Origin of the sequence: Paraburkholderia sp. GAS206C (assembly GCF_050435645.1) — a bacterium.
Classification (GTDB): domain Bacteria; phylum Pseudomonadota; class Gammaproteobacteria; order Burkholderiales; family Burkholderiaceae; genus Paraburkholderia; species Paraburkholderia phenazinium_B.
Map to the genome: position 1 here is coordinate 60,801 of NZ_JBNDKR010000012.1, position 24,220 is coordinate 85,020.

Below are 24,220 nucleotides of genomic sequence, written 5' to 3' on the forward strand. Positions count from 1 at the left end.
ATGCGGGCCGATCCTGTCCAGCGAGCGATCGACGAGGACCTGGTGCGGGTGTTGTACGCCCAGAATCCGATAGCGTTCTTCACTCACTGGTTCGCCATAGCGGTGCTCGTGTCGATCTACTGGGTCGACATGCCGTATCCGCACCTGTTTGCCGCGTGCTTTGGTTTTTACGCGGTGGCTAACTTTGCCGCCCTGGGGCTGTGGCTCTGCAGGCGCCGCTGGCCCAACGCCATGACGGCGCGCAACTGGATCAGGCTGCACGCGGTGCGTGGCGTGTTGCTGTACAGCGCGCCGGGGCTGGCGATCTGGTTCGCGTTCCACAGCCGGCAAGCGGATCTGCCGGTGTTGCACACCGTCATGCTGGTAACGCTGGCGGCGGGCGTGTTCATGTCGAATGGCTTCGACCTGCTCAACTTTTCGACCGGCATCATCTTCGTGCTGCTGCCGGCCATCGTGCTGCTGTTCGGCAGCCACAACTTCGATCGCACCATCCTGGCGATCGTCCTCGCGTTCTTCTTTTGCGCCATCAACGTCTATGCGATCAGCTATCGCAAGCTGTTCCAGCGGGTCGTGCAGGCGCGCGTCGATCAGCAGCAACTGGCGGAGTCGCTCGCCGAGCAGAAGCATGTCGCGGAAGAGGCGAGTCTCGCCAAGACGCGCTTCTTTGCCGCGGCGAGCCACGATCTGCGCCAGCCGCTGCACGCAATCGGCCTGCTGGCGGCGTCGCTAAATGACGTTGCCGTGACGCAGGCGCAGCACGGTAAAACCGCCGCTCACATCGTTCACAACGTGGAGGCTCTCAACCAGCTGTTCAACCAGGTCCTCGATCTGGCGAGGCTCGAGAGCGGTGTCACTCAGGTTATCCGGCTGCATTTCCGGCTGGACGAACTGTTCGAACGGGTTGGCAGCCAGTACCGGCCGCAGGCAGCGGCGAAAGGGCTGGCGCTGCGCATCGCGCCCACCACGATGGTGGTGCACGACGATCCGGTGCTGCTCGAACGGGTGCTGAGCAACCTGCTGTCGAATGCGGTGCGTTATACCGAGGAGGGTGCGATCTGGGTGGGCCTGCGGCGCGGCGGGCGGCGTGACGGCGGCTACATCGAGGTGCGCGATTCGGGTATCGGCATTCCGGCCGTCGAGCAGGAGCGCATCTTTGAGGAGTTCTACCAGGTCGCCAACCCGCAACGCGACGCGCGCCAGGGACATGGCCTCGGCCTGCCGACGGTGAGGCGTCTGGTCGAGCTGCTGGGCGGCGAGTTGCGCCTGCGTTCGGCGCCGGGCCGTGGCTCGGTGTTCCGCTTTCCGGTTCGGGTCGGCGACCCCGGCGGGATTTTGACCAGCCTGAGCGACACGGTGGTGACTGGCCCTTCGGCGCAGGGGCGGCACGTGCTCTGCATCGACGACGACCCTTCGATTCTCGAAGGCCTGACGAGGCTGCTGGGGCGTTGGGGCTGCATCGTGCGGGGTGCGCGCGACGAAACGCTGGCGTTGCAGGCGTTGAGCGAGGGCTTTGTGCCAGACGCGGTGTTGTGCGACTTCCAGCTGGCGAACCATCGCACGGGGGCGCAGGCGCTCACTGCAGTGCGCGAGGCGCTGCGGCGTAGCGGCCACGAAGGGGCTGTGATGCTGCTGATTACCGGTGATATGGCGTCCGGTGAACTGGCGACGCTCGCCGCGCAAGGCATTCCCGTATTACATAAGCCGGTCACGCCGGCACGCCTGCGCCGTACGTTGGAAATCTTGTGGCAGCAGGCGGAGCGGGACGGCGCAGCCGGCAACCTGGCTACAGCGTCCTGCCCGCTTCCAGCCAGCCGTTGATCACGGCAATCGCGGTGGACCGGTTGTGGACGCCGAGCGCCCGGAAGATCACCGAAAGATGCACCTTGATCGTTCCTTCCGCCACACCCAGCTCGCGCGCAATCATCTTGTTGGTCCAGCCGCGGTGCACCAGACGCATGATGTCCTGTTGGCGCGGCGCGAGATTTTCAAGCAGATGCTGCTGATGCGGCTGCAAGGCCTCGACGTGAACAATGGGCTCGGTCACGGATGGCGCGCCCGGCGAACTCCCCGCGCCGCCCGGTGCTGCCTGCGCAGCTTGCGCCGTTTCGCGTACGCCGAGCAGACTCAACGCTTCCATCGGCACATACGCGCCGCCCGATAACACCAGTTCGATGGCCTTCAGCATGACGCTGGCCGGCTGGCGTTTCGGAACGAAGCCAAGCGCGCCGGCCGCGAGGACCGCGCGCATTTCGTCAGGTGATTCTTCAGCGGAAAGCACGACCACCGGTAGCGCCGGGTGTTCCTTGAGCAGGATTTCGAGTGACGCCGCGCCGCTCATGCCGGGCATATGCAGATCGACAATCGCCAGATCGTGATCGGCGTCGGGCCGCGCGGCGGCGGCGAGGGTGTCCCAGGTGTCGGCCTCGTCGAACTGGGCATCAGGGTCGAGTCCGCGCAGCATTCCTTTGACGCCCTGGCGGATCAGTTCATGGTCATCGGCCACAAGAAACTTCATGATGTCTCCGCGTGTCGGCACTGCGCGCTCGTATTTCCCACCCTTATTCCGCCGATGCCGGACGCGGATGGCACCTCCCCAAGATACGCCATCCGTCCCGTCAGGCCACCTGCGCGAGCGTGGCCGCGTCTATCGCGTGCCTCGTCGAACGCGAGGCTATGCTGTTGTGTCGCACTGCTGATGCTTCATCATCTTCATCGCCTCACGCCGCGATCATATGCTTGATCGTCGGCCATGAGGCATTCCCCAGGTGGCCAGCGATGCGACCGGTGAGGGCGCATGCGTGGCGCATTCATTTTTATGGTGTTGATCCCCGGCGGGCTGCGGACAGTGTCGGCGATGGATTGGTCTCCTGCGCTGCCGGCTCTGCGGCACGGTCGTGCGTTTTGCACGCCGTTTTGTTTCCATGCGCCGGACGACTGTCTTTGCTGCGGCCTGCAACATAGACGCATGAAGCGGCGCAATTTTGAAGCACAGCATGAGAGGTTTGACAATTGACGCCGTGTGGCCTTGTTTGGCCCGGTGTGACCTCGTCTGGGCCAAGCTGACCGGCGGAGCAAATGGCCGCCGGCCACAAGTCAATTCACAGCGAACAGCGTCAGGTTCATCAGGATCCGGAATGCGAAACCGAGCAACATCGCGCCGCCCACGCCCAGGCACCAAAGCGCGATAAACCAGACCCAGCCGGGCAGCACTCGCTGCGTGGGCGCGGCGGCCGGCTGCCCGGACTTAGTGATAGTGATGTTGGTCGTCATGGCGCACCTTGCCGCGAAATACCCAATAACCCATCGTCGTATAGCTGATGATGACTGGAATGATCACCGCTGCGCCCACCAGCGTGAACATCTGGCTCGAACGCGGCGCGGCGGCCTCCCACAGGGTCATGCTCGACGGAATGGCATACGGCCACAAGCTCACCAGCAAGCCGAGATAACCGATCAGCACGAGCGCGAGCGCCAGCACGAACGGCGTCGTGTGATGCCGGTCGCGCACGGCACGCCGCATGAACAACGCACAGATGGCAACGAGGAACGGCACCGGCAACAAGCGATAGAACAGACCCGAGTCGAACCAGCGCTGGGCGATATTCGGGTCTTGCAGCGGGGTCCAGAGACTGACCACCGCGATGAAGCCGAGCAACACGATCGTCAGCGGCCACACGACGCGATGCAGGCGGCGTTGCAGATCGCCTTCGGTTTTGGCGACCAGCCAGCAGCAGCCGAGCAGCGCATAGGTGACGACGAGGCCAAGACCGGTCAACAGGCTGAACGGCGTGAGCCAGCCGAACGCCGAGCCTGGATAGCTGCCGTCCACGACTGGAATGCCTTGCAGGAAGGCCCCCAGCACGATGCCCTGGAAGAACGACGCACCGGCCGAGCCGCCGATAAACGCCAGATCCCACAGATGCTTCGTACGATTTGCCTTGGCGCGCAGTTCGAACGACACGCCACGGAAGATCAGGCAGGCGAGCATGAAAATCAGCGGCAGATACAGCGCCGACAACACGGTTGAGTAAACCACCGGAAACACCGCAAACAGACCGGCGCCACCGAGCACCAGCCACGTCTCGTTGCCGTCCCAGACGGGCGCGACGGTGTTCATCATCAGATTGCGTTCTTTCTCATCGGGAAAGAACGGAAACACGATGCCGATGCCCAGATCGAAGCCGTCGAGCACCACATACATGAAGAGGCCCAGCGCGATGATCGCGGCCCACACTACGGTGACATCCATTTTTTAACCTCGTTACGGTGTGGTTCAGGCTACGTCGGCCAGTTGCTCGGCGGCCGGCATGGGGAGACGCGCGGGGCGGCCGGGTGGCGTTTCCGGCGTGCCGTGGGGCGTCTGGCCGGGCAACGCGGGACCCGAGCGCATCAGCTTGAGCATGTAGTAGATGCCAGTGCCGAACACGAGGAAGTAGACGATCACGAACGCCATCAGCGAGATGCCCACTTGCTGCGTGGTAAGCGGAGACACCGCCTGCGAGGTGCGCAGCACGCCGTAGACCACCCACGGCTGACGGCCTGCTTCGGTCGTCACCCAACCGGCCAGCAACGTGATGAAGCCAGTGGGGCCCATCGCCACGGCGAGCTTCTGGAACCACCTGGCGTCATAGAGCCTGCCGCGCCGGCGTACTACCCATGCGGTGATCGACATCACGATCATCAGCACGCCGAGTCCCGCCATCACGCGGAAGCTCCAGAAAACGATGGTCGAATCCGGCCGGTCCTGCGGCGGGAATTCCTTCAGGCCGCGGATCTCGCCGTCCCAGCTATGCGTGAGAATCAGGCTGCCCAGATGCGGAATCGACACCGCGTAGCGAGTGGTCTCCGCCTTCATGTCGGGGATGCCGAACAGGTTGAGCGCCGTGCCGCCTTTCTCGGTGTTCCACAGGCCTTCGATCGCCGCGATCTTGGCCGGCTGATACTTGCGGGTGTTCAGACCGTGCTGGTCGCCGACAAAGGCCTGGATGGGCGTGAGGATCAACAGCATCCACAGCGCCATGGAGAACATCGTCTTGACCGCAGGATCGCGCCGCCCCTTCAGCAGATGCCATGCGCCGACGGCCGCGACTACCAGAGCGGCGACGATAAACGCGGCGAGCGCCATATGTGCGAGGCGGTAAGGGAACGACGGATTGAAGATGATCTTGAACCAGTCGAGCGGCACGACGTGACCATTTTCGACAGCGAAGCCTTGCGGCGTCTGCATCCAGCTATTGGAGGCGAGAATCCAGAAGGTGGAGATCAGCGTGCCGATGGCGACCATTAGCGTTGCACCGAAATGTGCATGGCGACTGACGCGCTGCCAGCCGAACAGCATGATGCCGAGGAAGCCCGCTTCGAGGAAGAACGCGGTCATGACCTCGTACATCAGCAGCGGTCCGGTGATCGGCCCGGCGAAGCTGGAGAAGCCCGACCAGTTGGTACCGAACTCGTAGCTCATGACGACGCCGGAGACGACACCCATGCCGAAAGCCACTGCAAAGATCTTCGACCAGAACAGACACAAATCTTTGTAGTAGGCCTTACCGGTCTTCAGCCAACGCCATTCGAGGACGGCGATGAAACTGGCGAGCCCGATGCTCAGCGCGGGGAAAACGATATGAAACGAGACCGTGAACGCGAACTGGATGCGCGCCAGGTCGAATGCGGAGATTGTGGATGCGGGATTCATGATCTTGATACCGGAGACAACCTACGCGCATCGACCGATGTCGACGCGCACTGCCGTAAGCAGATGGCGCAAGCGTAGGGGAATGCGCGGTGTTTTGCTGCGTCGCGACGTGCGTCGAAAAGACGCGCGAAGAACGGTGGTCTAGCGATTTTGAGACGCTAAACCCTTGATCGGTATCAAGTTTCTATTAGGTTTCGTGAGCACTGATGCGGCCCCGGAAATTAAAAACTGCGTCAATACACCGCGCTGCAGCAGAGCGCCTGTGACGCCCGTGCTGAACAGCGACTCACGCGATCGAAATGACGAGTTTCTTGCCGCACGCGGCCGCATATTTGCGCAGCGTGTCGATGGACGGCGAGTGCTGTCCTGACGCAAGTGCGCGCTCGAGTCGCGTTACAGCGGGTGCCTTGGTGCCCATGCGTTCAGCGACTTGCGCCTGACTCAGCCCGGCGGCGTGACGCGCTGCGAGCATCTGGTCGAGGAGGGCGAATTCTTCGCGGTTCAGCCGTTCGTATTCGGCGCGGACTTCGGGGTCCGCGAGGGCGCGGGTGCGTAATTCCTTATACGTTGTCACGTTTGATCTCCAGCACTCTTTTGCGAGCTATGTCCAGCTCGTTTCGGGGCGTCTCTTGCGACTTCTTCACGAACGCATGCAGCATGACGACGCGGCGTTCGACGACCGTGCAAAAAAACACTCTGGCAATGCCTTCCGCTCCCTTCAGACGCATTTCGAAAAGGCCGCCGCCCATGGATTGGGTGTGCGGTTCTCCAAGGTTCGGACCATATGTTTCCATGCGATCCACCAGTGCGATAAATCGCGCCAGTAGCCTCTTGGGCAGCGAAGCGACCTGGACTTTGACCTTCTCGTTGTAAAAGTCGATCAGAAATGCCATTGGACTCCAATATAACAAATATGTTACTAAAATGCAAGCAGAAAACTACCGGTCGGGACCGGTCCGGCATCGCCTTCGATCAGGCAATACCGGGTAGCTTCGCGAACTCGGATGGGGCGACAGGACAGCGAGCGAGAGCAGGGGCGCGACGAACGGCTACGGTAACGTTCAGGATAACGGAGCGAATTGCTCGTGAGAATCTGCCGAATGGTCAGGTCAATTCGGCCGTGTCGTACAAGGCCGTAATAAGTGTTTGAATCTGTAAATTGACAATCTGGATGATTGAACCAGCTAAAGCGATGAGAGCTTGACGCGGCGGGGGAATGCGAGAAAGCGCTTTCTCGAGATCCGTAAGAGCTACCTGGCCGGTCGTTACAAAGGAAGGTTTTTCATCTTGAGACGCGGCCGGGTAGCGGATACTGTCGGGTTCTCGTGTGGTCGACCCCGACATGCGAGTGTGGTCCTAGCGGCGTCCCGCCTTCAAAGCGGAGACGCCGTCTTTTTTATGCCTCGTTTTCCGGCGTTTTTTTGCTCGGGTCAGCTCTCAGACGTTATAAGCTGGCGAATCCGCAGCCAGCATTTTCGAAAGGAGGCAGGCCATGCGCGATATACGTTGGGTATCGGAGGAAGGCGACGGCATCGAACATCTCGCGTTCGATGCACGTGACGACGGTTTCCACGTCGAGAGCGCGCTCGTAGGACAGCGCTACGGAAAGGGTTATGGGCTTTACTACCGGATGCATTGCGATCCGCGTTGGCGTGTGACCTATGCGTTTCTCAAGATCATGGGCGGCGGCGAACTGGAGATGCACGGCGACGGCGAGGGCCATTGGCGCGATGGCAGTGGCAAGACGCTCGGCGCGATCGAAGGCTGCATCGACATCGATATTGCCGCTACGCCGTTCACCAACACGCTGCCCATCCGGCGTCTGCAACTAACCGAGGGCGAGCGCCGGCCGATTGCAGTGGCTTACATCTCGACGCCAGAGCTTCAGGTTACTCGCGCCGAGCAGGCCTACACATGCCTCGCGTTGAACCGCGAATACCGCTACGAAGGCATCTTTCGCAACTTCACCGCCGACATGCAAGTGGACGAAGATGGTCTCGTGATCGACTATCCGACGCTCTTTACGCGCTTGCCGCGAACGCGCTGACGCCGTTCACCCGGCTTGGCGAGGGATGCTGTGAGGCAAACCGGTCGATCCGGGTGGCGATACCGACGGGATCGCGCAGCACGACCCAGTGGCCGGCGTCGATCGTCTCGCGCGTATAGTTGCCGAGCCAGTCCTCGAGCCCCAATGAAAGGGCGGGCCCCACATAACGGTCGCGCAGCGGCACAACGAATTGCACCGGCGCGTGAGCCGGGCGGTTGTGTGGATGAAACAGCCGGTCGACGAAGTTGGCGCGGTACAAATTCAAACCGTTGATCGCATTGCGTAGCTGGGCAGGATCTGGCGCAGGGCGGATGCGCTCGGTGAGCCGCAACCACAGCGGCCATGCGCGTGCGCCGCCGCAACGCCACACCAGTTCAGGCACGAGCGGCACATGAAACAGGAAGATGTACCAGGACTTCAGCGTTTGGCGCAGGCCACCGGCGAACCGCTGCGTAGAACTGTGCGTGCGGGGTTTGTCCGGGGACGACACGCCGTGGCTGCTATCGCTGCTGCGGTTACCAGGGCCACTCTGGTTACGTAGGCGCAACGCGGCGTGATCAAGACACGGCCCCGAAATTGACGTGAACGAAGCGATGCGGCCTTCGAACGCGGGACTCGTTACCGCTTCCCAGTTCTGGATTGAGCCCCAGTCGTGGCCCACCAGATGAAAGGCCTGTCCGCCACAGGTAGCGTCGACCACGGCGGCCAGGTCAGAGGCCAGCCGTTCCAGCCGATACGCGGCCCGGCCAGACGGCGCTTCCGACGCGCCGGCGCCGCGCACGTCGTAGGTAATCACACGATAGCGCCCGTCCAGTTGCGCCCGCACCGGCTCCCATACCGCCGCCGAATCCGGATAGCCGTGTACGAGCACCAACGGCGGCGCTTCGCGCGGTCCGCTGACGTACACGGCAAGGCGTACGTCGCCGGCTTCGACGACGAGCGTATCGCGGATCACGCCACCGCCCGCACGCCGCGGCGGCTCGCCTTCAGCGCCGCGGGATTCGCGGCATTGGCCGAATCAACCGCGGCCACGAGGCCATCGATTCGCGCCAGTTGTGCGCGGTTATCGTGATCCCACGGATGGAAGCTGGGTTTGAAAAAACGCAGCCACTCGAGCGCGATGCCCGGGAACACACCATGTTTTGGCCCGTACAGGAATTTGGCGACGCGCCACATGCCGCGCAGGTGGCCGCCGCGTTTGCGATCGGAGATCAGCAGACGCACGTGATAATCGAACACGATCAGCCAGAACGCCAGCGTCACTGTCAGCATGGTGCCGGTGCGCAGCAGATAGCGCGCCGGCCCGGGTTTGATCACAGTGTTCCAAACGTCGAACGAGACGGCCTTGTGTTCGGTCTCTTCGAGCGCATGCCAGGTCCACATCTGCGCATAGCCTTGCACCGATCCGCCCACCCGCGTGTCGTCCTCCAGCAGCAGACCGGCCAGCATCGCCGTGTAATGCTCCAGCGCGACGGTCATCGCGAGCTGAAACGACTTGGGCATCTTGCGATTGACGTTGAGGAACCACGTGAGACGCCGATCGAGCTTGTGCGCGGGCAGCCTCGCGTTTTGCAGCAGATCGTTGTACTCGATGTGCTCGCGGGTATGCATCGCTTCCTGGCCGATAAAACCGAGTACCTGCTTCTTCAGGACGGGGTCGTTGATGCGGTCGCGGTAGTTGCGCACGCTGTCCATGAAGAAACGCTCGCCCGCTGGAAACAGCAGCGAAAGCGCATTGAAAAAGTGCGTCACATGCGAGCCTTCCTGATGCCAGTCGCAGGCACGCTCAGGAGGTAAAACGAAACGAAGGTCGCGGCGAATCGGCATCATGGCCTTTCTCTCCCTATGATCTTTGATGTTCACGCGCGCCGTCCGGCGGCTTCTGCTTCGGCAGCGCGGGCGCGCTTATGCGCAATGCGGTGCAGGCGGCGCGTCTGCATCACGACGAGCGCCTGATAGGCGGCCGGCAACGTACGGGCGAGCCAGTCGGCAGCCCGCGCATCGCGGCCGATCAGCACGCGCCGTTTGTTCCTGCGCACGCCGTCGAGAATCGTGCGGGCGGCTTCGTCGGCCGTTGTGATGAAGAACTTTTCGAAGTCGTCCTTGCCTTGCTGTTCGCTCTCGATCATGAAACCGACCATGTTCGAGGCGATCCGGCTCGACTGCGCGATGCTGGTTCGGATGCCGCCCGGGTGTACGCAGGTGGCCGAGACGCCGCATTTCATCAGATCGAGTTCCTGGCGCAGCGCTTCGGTGAAGCCGCGCACAGCGAACTTGGTCGCGTTGTAGCCGCTCATGCCAGGTTGTGCGAACAAACCGAATACGCTCGAGGTGTTGACGATATGCCCTTCGCCTGAAGCTTTCAGATGCGGCAGGAACGCTTTCGTACCATGCACCACGCCCCAGAAGTTGATGCCGACGATCCATTCGAGATCGGCATAGTCCATGCCGTCGATCGTGCTGGACAGCGCCACGCCTGCGTTGTTGAAGACGAGATTGATGCGGTCGTGCTGGGCGGCGGTTTCGGCGGCCCAGTCGAACATCGCCGCGCGATCCGCCACGTCGAGTACGCGGGTCGTCACACGTAGCGGCGCACCGACGATCTGCGGTGCTGCGCCCTCGGCGAGCAGCGCGGTTTCGGCAAGGCTTGCGGTGTTGCGATCGGCGAGCGCCAGGTGGCAGCCCTCGCGCGCCAGCTGGATCGCCAGCGAGCGGCCCATACCCGAGCCGGCGCCGGTAATGGCGGCAACACGGTCTGTGAAATTCTTCATCGTACTGTCCTCTCTGAGCGGTGCCTTGTTGTTTTGTCTGTGCGTGCGACGTGTTCGCTTGACGGCATGGCGTTAACGCGTGCTTTGTCTCAAGTCGCCTCTGCGGACGATGCAGCCGAAGAAGCGGACCCGGCTGAAGCCGTTGACGCGCCGCCCTGCGTCGACCTGGCCGTGTGCGCGTTCAATCCCGCCTCCGTTTGAGCCGCAGGCGCATAAGCAAAGTAATCACCCATGCTGAAGCTGCGGGTAGCCTGGCGGAAACGGAACGCGAATCCAGGCCACAGCGTCGTGTTCTTGCCGGTCCGCGGATCGAGGTACCAGCTCTTGCAGCCGCCTGTGGACCAGATGGCGCGGCTTAGCTTCTGCTGGATCTGCTCGTTGTAGGCACGTTCGACATGCGGCCGCACCTCGATCGCGGCAGCGCGTTCGCGTTGCATGGTTTGCAGCGCGCGCAGGATGTACTCGACCTGCGACTCGATCATGTACACCATCGAGTTGTGGCCGAGCCCTGTGTTCGGACCGACGACCATAAAGAAGTTCGGATAGCCAGGCAACGTGGTGCCGAGGTACGCGTGCGCACCGTTGTGCCAGGTATCGACGATATCGACCCCGCCTTTGCCCCGCACCACGCCGCGCGGGAACGGATCCGCGATCTGGAAGCCGGTGCCGAAGATCAGGCAGTCGGCGGGATGACGCACGCCATCGGTCGTGATCACGGCGTCTTCTTCGACGCGCGCGATCCCGCTCGTGATGACCGCCACATTCTGGCGCGACACCGCCGGGAAATAGTCGTTCGAAATGAGGATACGCTTGCAGCCCATCGTGTAATCGGGCGTGAGTGTGGCGCGCAGTTGCGGGTCGGTCACCTGACGATGCAGATGACGCACCGCGACTTTCTGCGCCGTCTTCATCAGCGATGGATGAATCGCAAAGCCAAACGCCCGCGATTCCAGCATGCAATAGAGACCCGCGCGCCACATCTTCTGGGTGAACGGCAGGTGCCGGAACAGCCACTGTTCGAACGGTTTCACGGCGCGGTCGGCCTTCGGCATGATCCACGGCGGCGTGCGCTGGAACAGGTCGAGCTGTGCGACACGCGGAGCAATCTGCGGCACGAACTGAATGGCGCTCGCGCCGGTGCCGATTACGGCGACGTGCTTGCCTTCCAGCGAATAGCTGTGGTCCCACTGCTGCGAATGGAAGGTCTTGCCCTTGAAGGTATCGAGCCCGGGAATATCCGGCACCGCCGCACGCGACAGGCCGCCCATGCCCGATACCAGCACCCGCGCCGACCAGCGTTGGCCGTTGGCGAACAGCATGTGCCAGCGATGACGCGTTTCGTCGTAGATGGCGCTTACCAGTTCGTGACCAAAGCGAATGTGCCGTTGCACGCCGAAACGCTGGGTGCACGCTTCCAGATACGCGCGAATTTCCGGCTGGCGCGCGAACATGCGCGTCCAGCGCGGGTTGGGCGCGAACGAGAAGGAATAGACGTGCGATTGCACGTCGCAGGCGCAACCCGGGTAGTGATTGTCGCGCCAGGTGCCGCCGACAGAGTCGGCCTTTTCGGCGACCATGAAGTCGGTCATGCCGGCCTGGCGGAGCCGGATCGCCATGCCGAGTCCGGCGAAGCCCGAACCGATGATAGCGACATCGGTTTCGAGGGGCGCCAGAGCGTCGGGGGGCATCGTGCGTGCGTTCATCCGATCCGTCTCCTTTTATTCACTCTTAACTGTGACATTGAGTGATGTAACGATAGAGGCTGAGAAGGAATGACGCAAGCAGACGTTTAGGTTGGGGACTCTATGGGTGGAAAGAACGGGCGGCGGTCGGATGCCGCCGGCCGATGACCGCCTGGCTGTGCGTTACTGGGTAACAGCCCTCGGGCGGGATACCGCGCGATCCATCACCGGCTCGCCTGGTTCAGCGCTTTGCACAATGTGCAATTCCCGCGTCCGCACCGGCAGCCCGCATTGCGCGTCGTTGAGTGTCTGGCGCACCTGGCGGGCGAGATCCCAGCGCATGTCCCAGAAAACATCGATCTTCGCCCACACGCGGATATTGAGCACCACCGTGCTGTCGTCGAAGCGGGTCACCATGACTTGCGGCGCGGGCGTTTGCAGTGCGCGCGGATCGGCGGCGGCGAGGGCGCGCAGTGCGGCAAGCGCGTGATCCACGTCGTCGCGCACGGAGATTTCCACTTCGAGATCGAGACGGCGGGTCGGATTGCGGTTGTAGTTGCGGATCGAATTACTCCACAGCGCGCTATTCGGCACGTACTCGCAGATGCCGTCGGATTTGGTCAGGCGCGTGGTGAACAGGCTGATTTCTTCGACGGTGCCGGCGACAGTACCCGTGCCCGCTTCGATCGAATCGCCCACCTTGAACGGGCGTAGCAGCAACAGCATGATGCCGGCTGCGATGTTCTGCATCGTACCTTGCAGCGCAAGACCGATCGCGAGACCGGCAGCGCCGAGCACCGCGACGATGCTCGCGGTCTGAATACCCAACTGGGACAGCGCGCCGATGATGGCGACCACGCGAATGCCCCACAGGCTGGTGTCGCAGAGGATGGGGCGCAGCGTGGCGTCCATACGCGACTGGTTGGTAAGCAAACGGTTGAGCGAGCGCGAGACGCGCCGCGCCACCCACCAGCCGACCATGAGGATCAGCGCGGCGGCGCACAGGTGCATTGAGATGGCGGTGAGCGAATCCCAGAGAAAGGTCCACCGGTTCGGGTGGATCTGGGCGAGAAGGTTCTGCATGGCCGTGACGGTCCTGGTTTTTCAGGCGACGGCGAGCGAGCGCCGTCGTGATGGTTCATAAGAGGCAATGGGTGCCGGTTCGCTCGCGCGAGGCGAGCGGCCAGTCCGCAAGAGCGGAGCAACCCGGAGAATGACGCGTGGAAGCGTGCGGAGAAGGGACCGCAGCGAAAGGCGAAAGTTCTAGTGATTCAACGTTTTTGACAGTTTGCTTTTGCGAGATGCGGGACGGCGGGACTGTGTGAAGTCGGTCCCGCAGCCCGCTTATTTCGCTGCGAGACTCGCCGCTACTTGCTGGTTTTGCCAGACGTTGTCGCGCACCGTGATCTTCTGCGGAATCAGATGGGCGCCATAGAACGCGTCGGCGACGCTTTGCTGCGAGTGGACGATTTTGTCGGTGACAGCCGTGGTGCCATAGGGGTAGCGGCGCACCCAGGTTTCGACCAGCTTTTGATCGAGACCGACCTTCGGCGCAATCAGTGCAGCGGTTTCTTCGGGATGCTGGGTGACCCACTGGCCCGTCGAGCGTAATTGACCGAGAACCGCACCGATGACATCAGGGTGTTGCTGGGCGAAATCACGGGTCGCTTCGTAGAAGCTGTAGGCCGTATCGAGATTCGTATAATCCGCCAGCGTGCGCGCCTTGAGCGCTTCTTGCGCGGCGGCATAGTAAGGATCCCAGATTACCCATGCATCGACGTCGCCGTTTTCGAATGCGGCGCGAGCGTCCGCGGGGGCGAGGTACACCGGATGAATATCTTCGTAGCGCAAGCCCGCCTTCTGCAGTGCTTCGAGTAGCAGGAAGTTCGAGCTGGAGCCCTTTTGCAGGGCGACGCGTTTGCCCTTCAGATCGGCGACCGTTTGCAACGGCGAACCGGGCTTGACGATGACCGCCTCGGTATGACGTCCTCCGGGTTCGGCACCCACGTACACGAAACCCACGCCCGCGGCTTGCGCGAACACCGGTGGCGGCGAACCTGTGTAGCCGAAGTCGATGCTGTGCGCGTTCAACGCTTCGAGCAGTTGCGGACCGGCCGGAAATTCAAACCACTTCACGCTGTAGCCAAGCGGCTTGAGCTTTTGCTCCAGCGAGCCTTGTACCTTGAGGACTGCGAGCAAACCGGCTTTCTGATAGCCGATGCGCAGGACTTTCTCGGTTGCACTGGAAGCATCTTGAGCGAGCGCGCTGCTGGTGGGAAGCAGCGTCGCCGCAGCGAACACAGCGCATGCGGCGAGCGCGGTGAATGCGCTAAACGTGGCGGCGATCGGTGCAGCCAGACGAGGGCGGCGGCTCGGGTTGCGTGTCATTCGAAAACTCTCCATGCGTGCGGTCAAGGCAGCGGCCGTGCACGTCCATCCCCGACAGGCGTGCGCGATCGTATGCCGATGCTGCGGGAAGGATGCTGCTGCTGCGGTCAACGGATCGTCGCATGGACGTGCTATACCGCAAACCAAGCAATGGAGATTTGGATATGACGCGCACGGGGAATATGCCTGGTGCGTGGTACTCAGTGCGCTATGCGCGTGGCGTGGGCTTACTTCTTCGCTTTGGCTTTTGTGTTGCGCGCCGGCTGCGCAGCTTTAGTTTCGGCGTGAGCGTCCGAGCCCGCGTGAGACGCCGCCGACGGCCTGCCGGCAGACGCATTGCCGAGCCGCTTTTCCATGATCGCAGCGACCCGGTCGCCGAGATAGTCGCCGGCGGCGTCTTCGAGTGCGCGGTTCATCTCGGTTTCGACCAGCACCATGGCCAACGGACGCACTCGCCAGATCGCGTCGACCAGCGCAGGCACATCGGCGGGCGGGGGCAGTGCATCGGCTTCGTAACGATCGAGCTGACGCACCACGAGATCGACCATCGCCTTGGCGACGGCATTGAAATGCGGACGGGAGATCCGTACCGCGTCGAGCAGATCGGCAAGCGGAATGCCTTCATTCGCCATGGTCGCGCCGGCCGACAGCGCGGCGGGACTGTTGGCCACGAACGACAATCCCTTGCGTTCGAGCAGGCCCAGGTCGACCGCTTTGGACAGAGCGCCAGGCGAGGCCTTGTCGCCGAACATCTGCAGCAGTTCGAGTAGCGAATATTTCCTGGGCCGCTCGCGCGACCAGCGGCTGCCGATGGCCGTCTCCAGACCGAGGATCGAGCGCAGGTCGTGGCCTTCGTCGACGGCCTTGATCAGATCCTGGATATTGGCCAGCGTGTAGCCGCGCGCGAGCAGGTGATTGATGAGCTTGAGCCGCGAAACATGCGTGTCGTCGTACACGCCGACTCGGCCGCGCTTCTCCGGCGGCGCGAGCAGACCGCGGTCCTGATAGGCGCGCACGTTGCGCACGGTGCTGTCCGTCACGCGCGCGAGTTCGTCGACGGTGTATTCGTTGCGCGGCGCGGCGGGCGCTGGGGACGGGGAGGGGAGCGTTTTCGGCATGGGGGGATTTTAGCGCGGTGGCGCAAGGGGGACGTCCGCGGTTATTTTCAGTGAGATACGGGACGTTGGCGAAACACAAACGGGTTGGCCGGGCTAGTATGGACGTGGTACTTACCGTCTAGTCAGGCCAATCCTCGGGCAACGCTTTATCCCCCACACCCAGCGCACGCTGCATCAGCGTGGTATCGAGCCAGCGGCCGTGTTTGAATCCGACCGCTTTTAGCGTACCGGCTATCTCGAAGCCGAGGCTGCGATGCAGCGACAACGATCCGCCGCTGCCGCCGTCCGCGATCACGGCCACCATTTGCCGCCACGGTCCGGTTTCGCAGCGTTCGATCAGCGCCTTCAGCAGAACACGGCCAATGCCGCGCCCGCGAAACGCGTCGTCGATATAGATCGAATCTTCGATCGTGTTCCGATAAGCCGCTCGCGGCCGGTATGGCGTTGCGTAGCAATAGCCGGCAATCACGCCGTCGATCTTGGCCACCATATACGGCAGACCATAGCTCAACACGGATGCGAGCCGGCCGCGCAGATCGTCGATGGAGGGCGGTGTCTCCTCAAATGAGGCGACGCCGTGCAGCACGTGATGCGCGTAGATCGCCTGAATCGCCAGCAGGTCAGCTTCCGTCGCATCGCGCACCTCCAGCTGTAGGGCCGGGAAAGCGTTCGTCGAGGTGTTGGCAGGGGTTTGCGTGAAGGTGCTCATGCCTGATCCTGTTGCTGGCCCGGAGCTTCTCCGGAAACACATCACTATGCCCCCGGTTTGCGAGGAATTGAAGCCGTGCAAAATTGTCTGCGGGGTGGCCGTGACGTGGCCGCCCCGCGCGCAGATCAGCCGCGCGAATAGAGATTCACGTTCGATGCTTGAGGCGGCTGGCGCTTCTGGTGCGCCGCCTGATGCTTCGGTTTGGTCTTACGCTGCGAGGGCCGCGCATTGGCGGCGTGTGGCGTGGTCTGGCCTTCGCCGAAGTTAAACGTCTGCGAGGTTTGGGCATACGCGCCGACGGATACGAGCAGCGCTGCGCATCCCAGACAGGTCGAAAATTTCATGGGTCCTCCTTCTGAACACAAGCGCGTGAGCATACCGCAATGCGGCGCGGGGGAGGAAAGCAGCGCCGCTAGCCCGCCTGTCGGACGGGCGCGGCCCTGGCAAACCGGCGCGCCCCGGCGACGCAAGCCACCACGACGACCGTGACGAGAATCATCACTGGCGGCACCTGCTCGTGCAGCAGGAGACCTGCGAGCAGCAACCCGAAGAATGGCTGCAGCAACTGCAGTTGTCCGACGCTGGCGATGCCGCCCAAAGCCAGCCCGCGATACCAGAACACAAAGCCGATCAGCATGCTGAACAGCGATACATACGCGAGTCCCCACCAGGCTGCCTGACTGACGCCGTCGAACGAGGCCGGGCACGTCCACCAGGTAAGCGGCACCATCAGCGGCAGCGACAGCACGAGCGCCCAGGAAATCACCTGCCAGCCGCCGAGGTGTCGCGACAGCCGTGCGCCTTCCGCGTAGCCAAGTCCGCAGACGATGATCGCCGCCAGCATCAGCGCGTCGCCGAGTGGCGATGCCTGGAGCCCGTTGCGCACCGCGAAGGCGACCACCGCGCAACTGCCGAGCGCCGAGAATAGCCAGAACGCCGCTTGCGGACGCTCACCGCCGCGCAGCACGCCGAAGATCGCTGTCGAGAGCGGCAGCAGGCCGACGAACACCACCGCATGGGCCGAGGTGATATGACGCAAGGCGAGGGCGGTCAGCAACGGAAAGCCGACCACCACGCCGAGCGCGACGATCAGCAACGGAAGCAGGTCGCGACGCGCGGGGCGCGCCTCGCGAAACACCAGCAGCAGGAGCAAGCCGAGCGTGCCGGCAATCGTCGCGCGGGCGACGGTCAGAAAGATTGGATCAAGCCCCTGCACAGCGATGCGGGTGGCCGGCAGCGAACCGCTGAAGATCAACACGCCTAGCATGCCGCTAACCCAGCCGTTCGCGGCCCGAGCATTGGTGGCCCGGCCGTCTTTGGACTTTTCCATTGCGATTTCCATATGCAAGCTAAAGCCGTCAGCATCCTCCTGTCTGGCAAAAAGGGTAAGCTACGGAGCAGTACAATTCGCAGAAACTGTACCTATCGAGGAACAGTACAGATGATGGAAACCGCCAGAAACAATCCGGACAATGCCGTTTCAGCACGCACACGGGTCGACGTCGTGATGGACGCCTTGCGCGAACGCATTGCCGGCCGCTCGCTGATGCCTGGCGCTCGCGTCCCATCGATTCGCGCCATGACGGAAACGCTTGGCGTGTCGAAGTCGACGGTCGTCGAGGCATATGACCGGCTCGTGGCGGAAGGCACGATCGTCGCGCGACGCGGCTCGGGGTTTTTTGTCTCCGGTCATGCGCCGCCGCTGGCTCTGGCCGATCTGGGGCCGCGGCTCGACCGCCAGGTGGATCCTCTGTGGCTCACGCGGCAGTCGCTCGAAACCGGGCAGAAGGCGCTGAAACCCGGTTGCGGCTGGCTGCCCGCCTCGTGGTTGCCGGAAGACGGCGTGCGGCGTGCCCTGCGCGCGGTAGCGCGCGATCCGCACGCCGCGCTGGCCGATTACGCCACGCCGCCCGGTTTGCCCGCCCTGCGCCAGCAACTCGCGTGGCGGCTCGCCCAGCATGGCGTCGACGCACCTCCCGAGCAGATCATCCTGACCGACGGCGGCACCCACGCGCTCGATCTTGTCTGCCGCTTCCTGCTCGAACCAGGCGACACCGTGCTGATCGACGACCCCTGCTATTTCAACTTCCAGGCCTTGCTGCGCGCCCACCGCGCGCGCATCGTCAGCGTGCCGTACACACCGTCCGGGCCGGATCTCGCCGCGTTCGAGCGGGTGCTTGTCGAACATCGCCCGCGCCTGTATGTGACCAATTCGGCCATCCATAATCCCACCGGCGCAACGTTGGCGCCCGCGGTTGCGCATCGTCTGTTGAAGCTGGCTGGCGAGCACAAGCTGCTGATTGTGGAGGACGACATCTTCGCGGACTTCGAGGACGAGGCTGCGCCGCGTCTGGCCGCGTTCGACGGACTCGCTCGCGTCGTATCGATCGGCAGCTTTTCGAAGACGTTGTCCGCGGCCGTGCGTTGCGGTTTCATCGCGGCACGTGCGGACTGGGTGGAGCCGCTAATCGATCTGAAGCTCGCCACGTCGTTCGGTAACGGTCAACTGGCGGCGAGTGTCGTGCACCGACTGCTGGTGGACGGCACCTACCGGCGGCATCTCGAAGGCATGCGCGCGAAGCTTGCCGATTCGATGGGCGAGACCATCCGGCGCCTGACCCAGGCTGGTCTCGATATCTGGACCCGGCCGCGCGCCGGCATGTTCGTGTGGGCACGTTTGCCGGGCGGCCTGGATGGCGCGGAGATCGCCCGTCACGCCCTCGTCGAAAATGTGGTGCTGGCGCCGGGCAACGTGTTCAGTGCTTCGCACTCGGCGGCGGGATTCCTGCGCTTCAATGTCTCGCAGTGCAACCGGCCAAAAGCCTATGAAGCGCTGCAACGTGCGATGGATCTTGCCCAGGCGCCAGTGTGATTCACTTGCACAGCATCAACACCCGTGCCTCATCCGTGCAATTCGATTTGGGAAGCGCCTTGTCCGCCGTCTGCGCGGGCGCTTCAGTTGTCACGGCCGCCGCACGACGGGCGACGCAGCTGCGCAGACGCCTTTCGACAGGCGGATAGTATTGCCAGCCCTTGCCGAGACTCGGCAGCTCCATCTTCACCTGCTTCCACTTCGGATGACCGTGCTCCTGCAGGTTGTCGAAGTTCGTGCACAGCGAATCGGCGAAGTGATCGAGGTTGTTGACCGTATCGCGCAACCCGAAATCGTACGTGACCAGAAATGCCTTGACGGTGAAGGTCGGCACATCTTCCTTCAGCCAGGTTGGATAGCTCGTGGCGTGGATGATGGCCGGAAAGTAGGTCTGCTTGGCGCGCGCCGTTTCAGGCGCGTTCGGATCGACGCGCAGCAGGCGAAGCTGTTGCAGCAGTTCCGGATTCATATCGGTAAAGAGCTTCGCGGGTTGACCGACCACCACGACGGCCACGTCGATCTTCTTGACGATCAGCGCGGCGAGGGCGTCCTCGTTGCTCAGATGCTGCGCGTTCTGATCGGCAATCGGCTGGCCGAACATCAGGCGATAAATGGTGTTAGCCGATTGTGCAGTACCGCTGCCGAGCAGGCCGACGCTGATGTTCTTGTCCTTGATCTCGTTGATGGTCTTGATTGGCGAGTCGGCGCGCACGACGAAATTTATTTCTTCATCGTAAAGCGGCATGATGAGCCGCAAGGGCCGGATCGCCTGGCCGGCGTCGGGGTTGCCGGCATTGGCCATGTCCACATAGGCCTGGTAGACATCGGATTGCACCAGCGCGAGTTTTACGCCCGGTTCGAAGCGCATGCGCTGGACGTTTTCCGCGGAACCCTTCGACGGCATGACTTCCAGATCGATACCGGCCGGTTCGGCCACCCATTTCGCGAGGTCCGCGCCGATCTGGATGTAGGTCCCCCGTTCGGGGCCGGTGACGATCTTGTAGTGAGCGTTATCGGCAAGCGCGGGCGAACACGCCAGCACCAGCCCGAGCCACCCCGCCAGAATTGTCTTGAGCATGGTCTTCTCCGCCTATCCCTGTGGTTTTAATGAACTTCGCGGCGAACCGCGTGAAGCATCGGTGAGTCAGGTTTTGCACTTCCAGATATTGCGTCCTTCGAGGTGCTAAAGACTTCTGTGGCTGCGTTTCGCTCAATGGGCCGGCGCCGCGGCTGAGGCCGGCGTGGTTCGCCAGCCGGACTGCGCGATGGCCCGTTCCTGAGCGTCGATGCTGTTGGGGGCAGGCGTCGCAGTGACGATCTGTGCGGTTCGTGCGGATGGCGGCGGTTGAGGTACCTGAGAGGGTAACGGGACAGTCTTCGCAGCTGGTGCCGCGTGGCCGCCAAGCGGCACCCACCCGGTCTCGACGATCGCCCGCTGCAGCAACGTCTTCGCCTCGGGACTGCCGCTGTCGACTGCGAGCGCATCGCTGGCGCTGTGCTCAACACAGTTCCACAGGCGATCCTTTATGCACACGTGCGCCGTCTGCAATGCCGCGTCGCGCCGTTGCTCGAGTGGCGTGATTTCATGCTGTATCTGCAGCGCGTCGGCGTTGCCGGAATCCATCGAAAGCGCGGCGTTCACCGCAGCCTGTGCGCCCGACAGATCGTGAGCGTCCTCGTGCGCATGCGCTGCACGCAAGCTCTCGGAGAGATCGCGATAGTGCGGAACGGCAACTGGTGCGGCCGCTCCTCGCGGCGGTGCCAAAGATGCGTTGACGGTGCCCGCGCTGGCCGGCGAGTTTGCTGCCTGTTCTGCCGTATAAGGTGCGATCGAACCGGCCGTTGATTTGGCGTCCTGTTCATCATAGGTGGGCGGGGCAGTACGATGGTCGCCGAATAGTGTGTAAGCGCCATAACCTAGTATCAATACGACAAGCGCGATCAGCCCGCGTGTGAGCAGCCATCGCGAGCCCACAGGCGCGCCCAGGGGAAGATGCTTGAGCGGGGGAATCGACGCTTTCGGCGTTGCCAGTTCCGGTGCCGCCGACTTGAGATCAGCATCTGTCTGCGTGGGAGGGTGGCGCAGGCCATGGACACCCGCGAAGCGCAGAGGCGACGGCGTGGCTATCGGACGCCGGGTGCCGCAATACGGGCACAGGTCGGCGGGCTGATACAGCAAGCCGCCGCAACGTTTGCAAGGCGCTGGGAAACTTTGGCCAGGAGTAGTCTGGGTGGACATTCTGTGGACCCACCTGCGAAAGGCTATGCTGCTACGGCATGCACCAGATCGTGCTTGAGGCAGTCCGCACTCTCTGCGTGAAACACGATCCACATGCGCTGAAGAGGAGCGTCTGCGATGCAAGTGCATGCGACGCCACCATGAACAATATGTGAGCTTTCGGAGTGAACGTCAATCGCCGTTCCTACCTACCATGTGTGCCGAAACACACATAACGGTGGGACGAATCGTTGCACTTGTCGGCAGAACGAATGAATGGGGAGCTTTTTGCACGCTGCCGGTAGCGTGCAGCGTGCGGGGAACATTGATTGGATGAAATGCTTCGCGAGGCCGTTGTCGTAAACAGCCGGGCGAATGGCGGAATTCAATGCTTGCGCAGCGGGTGATCTTTGAGTAACCAGGCCAGCGCGAACGCCAGGACGACCACACATGATGCCGACAGATAGACCGTGTGCAGCGCGCCGGCAAATGCCTGCAGATAATCGTCGCGCAATGCGACAGGCAACTGATGGATCGCTGCAGGGCCCAGTGCGTGGGGCAATTCGGTATCGGGCGGAATCAGCGTTTGCAAGCGCGCTGCGAGACCGTTCGAAAACACCGCGCCAAAACCCGCGACACCGACCGATCCACCGATCGAGCGAAACAGCGTGGCACCGGATGTCGCGACGCCCATATGCTTGAACTCCACTGTGTTCTGCACGGCGAGAATCAATACCTGCATCACCATGCCGAGACCCAGACCCAGCAGCCCCATGTATAGATACATCACATGAATCGGCGTGGAAATTTCGAGCCGCGCGAGCAGCGTCATCGCCACAGCAACAAGAAAGGTGCCGCCGATCGGAAACATGCGGTACTTGCCGATCTTGCTGATCACGCGCCCGGTGATGACCGACATCACGAGCAGGCCGCCCATCATCGGCAGCATCTGCATGCCGGCCTCTGAAGGCGTCGAGCCTTTGACGACCTGCAGATACAGCGGAATGAACGTTACCGAGCCGAACAGCGAAACGCCGATGATGAAGCCAATCAGGCAGCTCAGCAAAAACGTCCGCTGTTTGAAGAGTTCGAGCGGCATGATGGGCTCGGCCGCGTCCCGTTCCTCATAAATAAAGCCGGCGATGCAGACAAGACCCATGGCGAGGGTGAACCACAGTTGCGGCGACGTCCACGGCAGGATTGTGCCGCCCTGGCTCGTGAAGAGGATGATGCAGGTGAGCGCGCCGGCAAGGAAGGCAGCGCCCATGTAGTCGATCGTGTGCTTGATATGTGCGGCGTGCGGCTTGAACACTGCGCCGATGACGGCCAGCGCGATCACGCCGAGCGGCAGGTTGATGTAGAAAATCCAGCGCCATGACAGATGCTCGACCAGGAAACCGCCGAGGAGTGGGCCGACGACGGTGGCCAGACCGAATACGCCGCCAAACACGCCTTGGTAGCGACCACGATCGGCGGGCGGGATTACGTCGGCGATGGCCGCCATGGTCACCACCAGCAGGCCGCCGCCGCCGAGACCCTGCAGCGCGCGCAAGACGATCAGCTGGGTCATGTTCTGCGCGAGGCCGCACAGTGCGGAGCCGACGAGGAACAGGACGATAGCCGCCTGCAGCACGATCTTGCGGCCGAACAGGTCGCCGAATTTGCCGTACAGCGGCACGACGATGGTGGAGGTCAACAGGTAGGCCGTGACGACCCACGACAGGTTGTTGAGGCCGCCGAGTTCACCGACGATGGTGGGCAATGCCGTCGACACGATAGTCTGGTCGAGCGCAGCAAGCAGCATCACCAGCAGCAGGGCCGGGAACAGGAGGCGAATCGGCGGATGTTCTGGGCCGCTCGCGAGTTCGGCTGGAGTAGTGGCAGGATGATCCATATGACGGGGACCTATCGAACGTGTCGGGTGTGTTGAAATTAATTAATTCGGAGATTAATATATGCGATATCTCACAATTGGTCAAATGGAAAGGAAATGAGTACTGCACCAGCCGATGAGCTCGCGGCCAAAGAGGCGTCAACAGAACCGGTCGTGGAACAGGCCGCCACGCGCCGGCCCGGTCGGCCGAGCGGCAGCGCGCGCGGCCCGGAGCAGCGTGCCCGTCTGCTCGACGCGGCGCTGACCCTGTTTGCGCGTCAGGGCATCCTCGATACGACACTTGGCGCCATTGCACGGGAGGCCGGTTTCACGCCGGCGATGGTCCATTACTACTTCAAGACCCGCGACCAGTTGCTCGACGTGCTGATCGACGAACGTTTTCTGCCGCTGCGCACGGCGATCGGCGGCGCGTTCGAAGCCAATTCCGACGACCCGGTGGCCGCAATTACGCAGGTGGCGCGAGGCTTCGTGCAAATCGCCGAACAGAATCCGTGGTTTCCGCCGTTATGGGTGCGCGAAGTGATCAGCGAAGGCGGTTTGTTGCGGCAGCGCATGCACGAGCGTTTCGGCCATACCCATCACAAGGCCTCGGTGGCGCGGATCGAGCAGTGGCAAAAGGAGGGGCGTCTCAACCCGGATCTTGAACCCTCGCTGGTGTTTCTGACGCTGCTGGGATTGACCATCCTGCCGCTCGCCACCTCGAAGATGTGGCGCAACGATCCGGTGCGACGCAGTTTGAGTTCCGACGACATCGCCCGCCACGCGGTGGCAATGCTGGTACATGGGGTGGGGCCGTAGCGCGGGAAGGACTAAGGCGTTGATGGCGCCG

At 62.7% G+C, this 24,220-nt stretch carries 24 protein-coding genes; 4 read left to right on the forward strand and 20 right to left on the reverse strand.

Features of this window, described 5'->3' with window-relative positions; all coding sequences use genetic code 11:
* On the forward strand, positions 1-1,818 hold the full coding sequence (locus tag P3T20_RS30325) for a hybrid sensor histidine kinase/response regulator (protein ID WP_429288834.1): 1,818 nt from the start codon (positions 1-3) through the stop codon (positions 1,816-1,818).
* Here P3T20_RS30325 and P3T20_RS30330 read toward each other — a convergent pair.
* From P3T20_RS30330 to P3T20_RS30360, 7 genes are all read right to left on the reverse strand, one after another.
* On the reverse strand, positions 1,784-2,515 hold the full coding sequence (locus tag P3T20_RS30330; RefSeq protein WP_074268260.1) for a response regulator transcription factor: 732 nt from the start codon (positions 2,513-2,515) through the stop codon (positions 1,784-1,786). The genes P3T20_RS30325 and P3T20_RS30330 overlap by 35 nt on opposite strands.
* Before the next feature lie 578 nt (positions 2,516-3,093).
* The gene (locus P3T20_RS30335) at positions 3,094-3,270 is read right to left on the reverse strand and encodes a hypothetical protein (protein WP_429288705.1); all 177 of its coding nucleotides are present in this window, start codon (positions 3,268-3,270) and stop codon (positions 3,094-3,096) included.
* The gene (gene cydB / locus P3T20_RS30340) at positions 3,245-4,249 is read right to left on the reverse strand and encodes a cytochrome d ubiquinol oxidase subunit II (RefSeq protein WP_429288706.1); all 1,005 of its coding nucleotides are present in this window, start codon (positions 4,247-4,249) and stop codon (positions 3,245-3,247) included. Before cydB ends, P3T20_RS30335 begins: the two co-directional genes overlap by 26 nt.
* A 24-nt stretch (positions 4,250-4,273) precedes the next feature.
* Entirely contained in the window at positions 4,274-5,692 is a 1,419-nt protein-coding gene (locus P3T20_RS30345) for a cytochrome ubiquinol oxidase subunit I (protein ID WP_429288707.1), read from the reverse strand.
* A gap of 286 nt (positions 5,693-5,978) precedes the next feature.
* Entirely contained in the window at positions 5,979-6,266 is a 288-nt protein-coding gene (locus tag P3T20_RS30350; protein WP_122156182.1) for a helix-turn-helix domain-containing protein, read from the reverse strand.
* A complete protein-coding gene (locus P3T20_RS30355) occupies positions 6,253-6,585 on the reverse strand; it encodes a type II toxin-antitoxin system RelE/ParE family toxin (protein WP_429288708.1) in 333 nt (110 codons plus the stop codon). The genes P3T20_RS30350 and P3T20_RS30355 overlap by 14 nt, the downstream gene beginning before the upstream one ends.
* 211 nt (positions 6,586-6,796) lie before the next feature.
* Positions 6,797-7,036, reverse strand: a complete 240-nt coding sequence (locus P3T20_RS30360; protein WP_429288709.1) for a hypothetical protein — start codon at positions 7,034-7,036, stop codon at positions 6,797-6,799.
* A gap of 148 nt (positions 7,037-7,184) precedes the next feature.
* Between P3T20_RS30360 and P3T20_RS30365 the strand changes: the two genes are divergently transcribed.
* Positions 7,185-7,739 carry a putative glycolipid-binding domain-containing protein gene (locus tag P3T20_RS30365; RefSeq protein ID WP_429288710.1) on the forward strand — a complete coding sequence of 185 codons (555 nt, stop codon included), beginning with the start codon at positions 7,185-7,187 and terminating at the stop codon, positions 7,737-7,739.
* On the opposite strand, the gene P3T20_RS30370 is transcribed toward P3T20_RS30365, so the two are convergent.
* The 10 genes from P3T20_RS30370 to P3T20_RS30415 all read right to left on the reverse strand — a co-directional run bounded on the left by P3T20_RS30370 (position 7,714) and on the right by P3T20_RS30415 (position 17,737).
* Positions 7,714-8,694, reverse strand: coding sequence for an alpha/beta fold hydrolase (locus tag P3T20_RS30370; RefSeq protein WP_429288711.1), 981 nt, complete (start codon positions 8,692-8,694; stop codon positions 7,714-7,716). The genes P3T20_RS30365 and P3T20_RS30370 overlap by 26 nt on opposite strands.
* A complete protein-coding gene (locus P3T20_RS30375) occupies positions 8,691-9,569 on the reverse strand; it encodes a metal-dependent hydrolase (protein WP_429288712.1) in 879 nt (292 codons plus the stop codon). Before P3T20_RS30375 ends, P3T20_RS30370 begins: the two co-directional genes overlap by 4 nt.
* A 29-nt stretch (positions 9,570-9,598) precedes the next feature.
* Positions 9,599-10,510 carry an SDR family NAD(P)-dependent oxidoreductase gene (locus P3T20_RS30380; protein WP_429288713.1) on the reverse strand — a complete coding sequence of 304 codons (912 nt, stop codon included), beginning with the start codon at positions 10,508-10,510 and terminating at the stop codon, positions 9,599-9,601.
* Positions 10,511-10,599: 89 nt separating this feature from the next.
* Positions 10,600-12,213 carry a flavin-containing monooxygenase gene (locus P3T20_RS30385; RefSeq protein WP_429288714.1) on the reverse strand — a complete coding sequence of 538 codons (1,614 nt, stop codon included), beginning with the start codon at positions 12,211-12,213 and terminating at the stop codon, positions 10,600-10,602.
* Positions 12,214-12,375: 162 nt separating this feature from the next.
* Complete coding sequence (locus P3T20_RS30390) at positions 12,376-13,275, reverse strand: mechanosensitive ion channel family protein (protein ID WP_429288715.1); 900 nt, start codon at positions 13,273-13,275, stop codon at positions 12,376-12,378.
* Positions 13,276-13,536: 261 nt separating this feature from the next.
* Complete coding sequence (locus P3T20_RS30395; protein ID WP_429288716.1) at positions 13,537-14,580, reverse strand: sulfonate ABC transporter substrate-binding protein; 1,044 nt, start codon at positions 14,578-14,580, stop codon at positions 13,537-13,539.
* A 227-nt stretch (positions 14,581-14,807) separates the two neighbouring features.
* Entirely contained in the window at positions 14,808-15,698 is an 891-nt protein-coding gene (locus P3T20_RS30400) for a MerR family transcriptional regulator (protein ID WP_429288717.1), read from the reverse strand.
* A gap of 118 nt (positions 15,699-15,816) precedes the next feature.
* Positions 15,817-16,407, reverse strand: coding sequence for an N-acetyltransferase family protein (locus tag P3T20_RS30405; protein ID WP_429288718.1), 591 nt, complete (start codon positions 16,405-16,407; stop codon positions 15,817-15,819).
* A gap of 125 nt (positions 16,408-16,532) precedes the next feature.
* Positions 16,533-16,751, reverse strand: coding sequence for a hypothetical protein (locus P3T20_RS30410; RefSeq protein ID WP_429288719.1), 219 nt, complete (start codon positions 16,749-16,751; stop codon positions 16,533-16,535).
* Positions 16,752-16,819: 68 nt separating this feature from the next.
* Complete coding sequence (locus P3T20_RS30415; RefSeq protein WP_429288720.1) at positions 16,820-17,737, reverse strand: DMT family transporter; 918 nt, start codon at positions 17,735-17,737, stop codon at positions 16,820-16,822.
* Between the two features lie 111 nt (positions 17,738-17,848).
* Between P3T20_RS30415 and P3T20_RS30420 the strand changes: the two genes are divergently transcribed.
* Entirely contained in the window at positions 17,849-19,279 is a 1,431-nt protein-coding gene (locus P3T20_RS30420) for a PLP-dependent aminotransferase family protein (RefSeq protein WP_429288721.1), read from the forward strand.
* A gap of 1 nt (position 19,280) precedes the next feature.
* On the opposite strand, the gene P3T20_RS30425 is transcribed toward P3T20_RS30420, so the two are convergent.
* The 3 genes from P3T20_RS30425 to P3T20_RS30435 form a co-directional block, all read right to left on the reverse strand.
* On the reverse strand, positions 19,281-20,357 hold the full coding sequence (locus P3T20_RS30425) for a TAXI family TRAP transporter solute-binding subunit (protein ID WP_429288722.1): 1,077 nt from the start codon (positions 20,355-20,357) through the stop codon (positions 19,281-19,283).
* Between the two features lie 132 nt (positions 20,358-20,489).
* Positions 20,490-21,518, reverse strand: a complete 1,029-nt coding sequence (locus P3T20_RS30430; protein ID WP_143787692.1) for a zinc ribbon domain-containing protein — start codon at positions 21,516-21,518, stop codon at positions 20,490-20,492.
* A 364-nt stretch (positions 21,519-21,882) separates the two neighbouring features.
* The gene (locus P3T20_RS30435) at positions 21,883-23,391 is read right to left on the reverse strand and encodes an MDR family MFS transporter (RefSeq protein ID WP_074268277.1); all 1,509 of its coding nucleotides are present in this window, start codon (positions 23,389-23,391) and stop codon (positions 21,883-21,885) included.
* Positions 23,392-23,487: 96 nt separating this feature from the next.
* Here P3T20_RS30435 and P3T20_RS30440 point away from each other — a divergent pair, with 96 nt between their 5' ends.
* The gene (locus P3T20_RS30440; RefSeq protein WP_429288723.1) at positions 23,488-24,189 is read left to right on the forward strand and encodes a TetR/AcrR family transcriptional regulator; all 702 of its coding nucleotides are present in this window, start codon (positions 23,488-23,490) and stop codon (positions 24,187-24,189) included.
* Positions 24,190-24,220 lie beyond the last annotated feature (31 nt).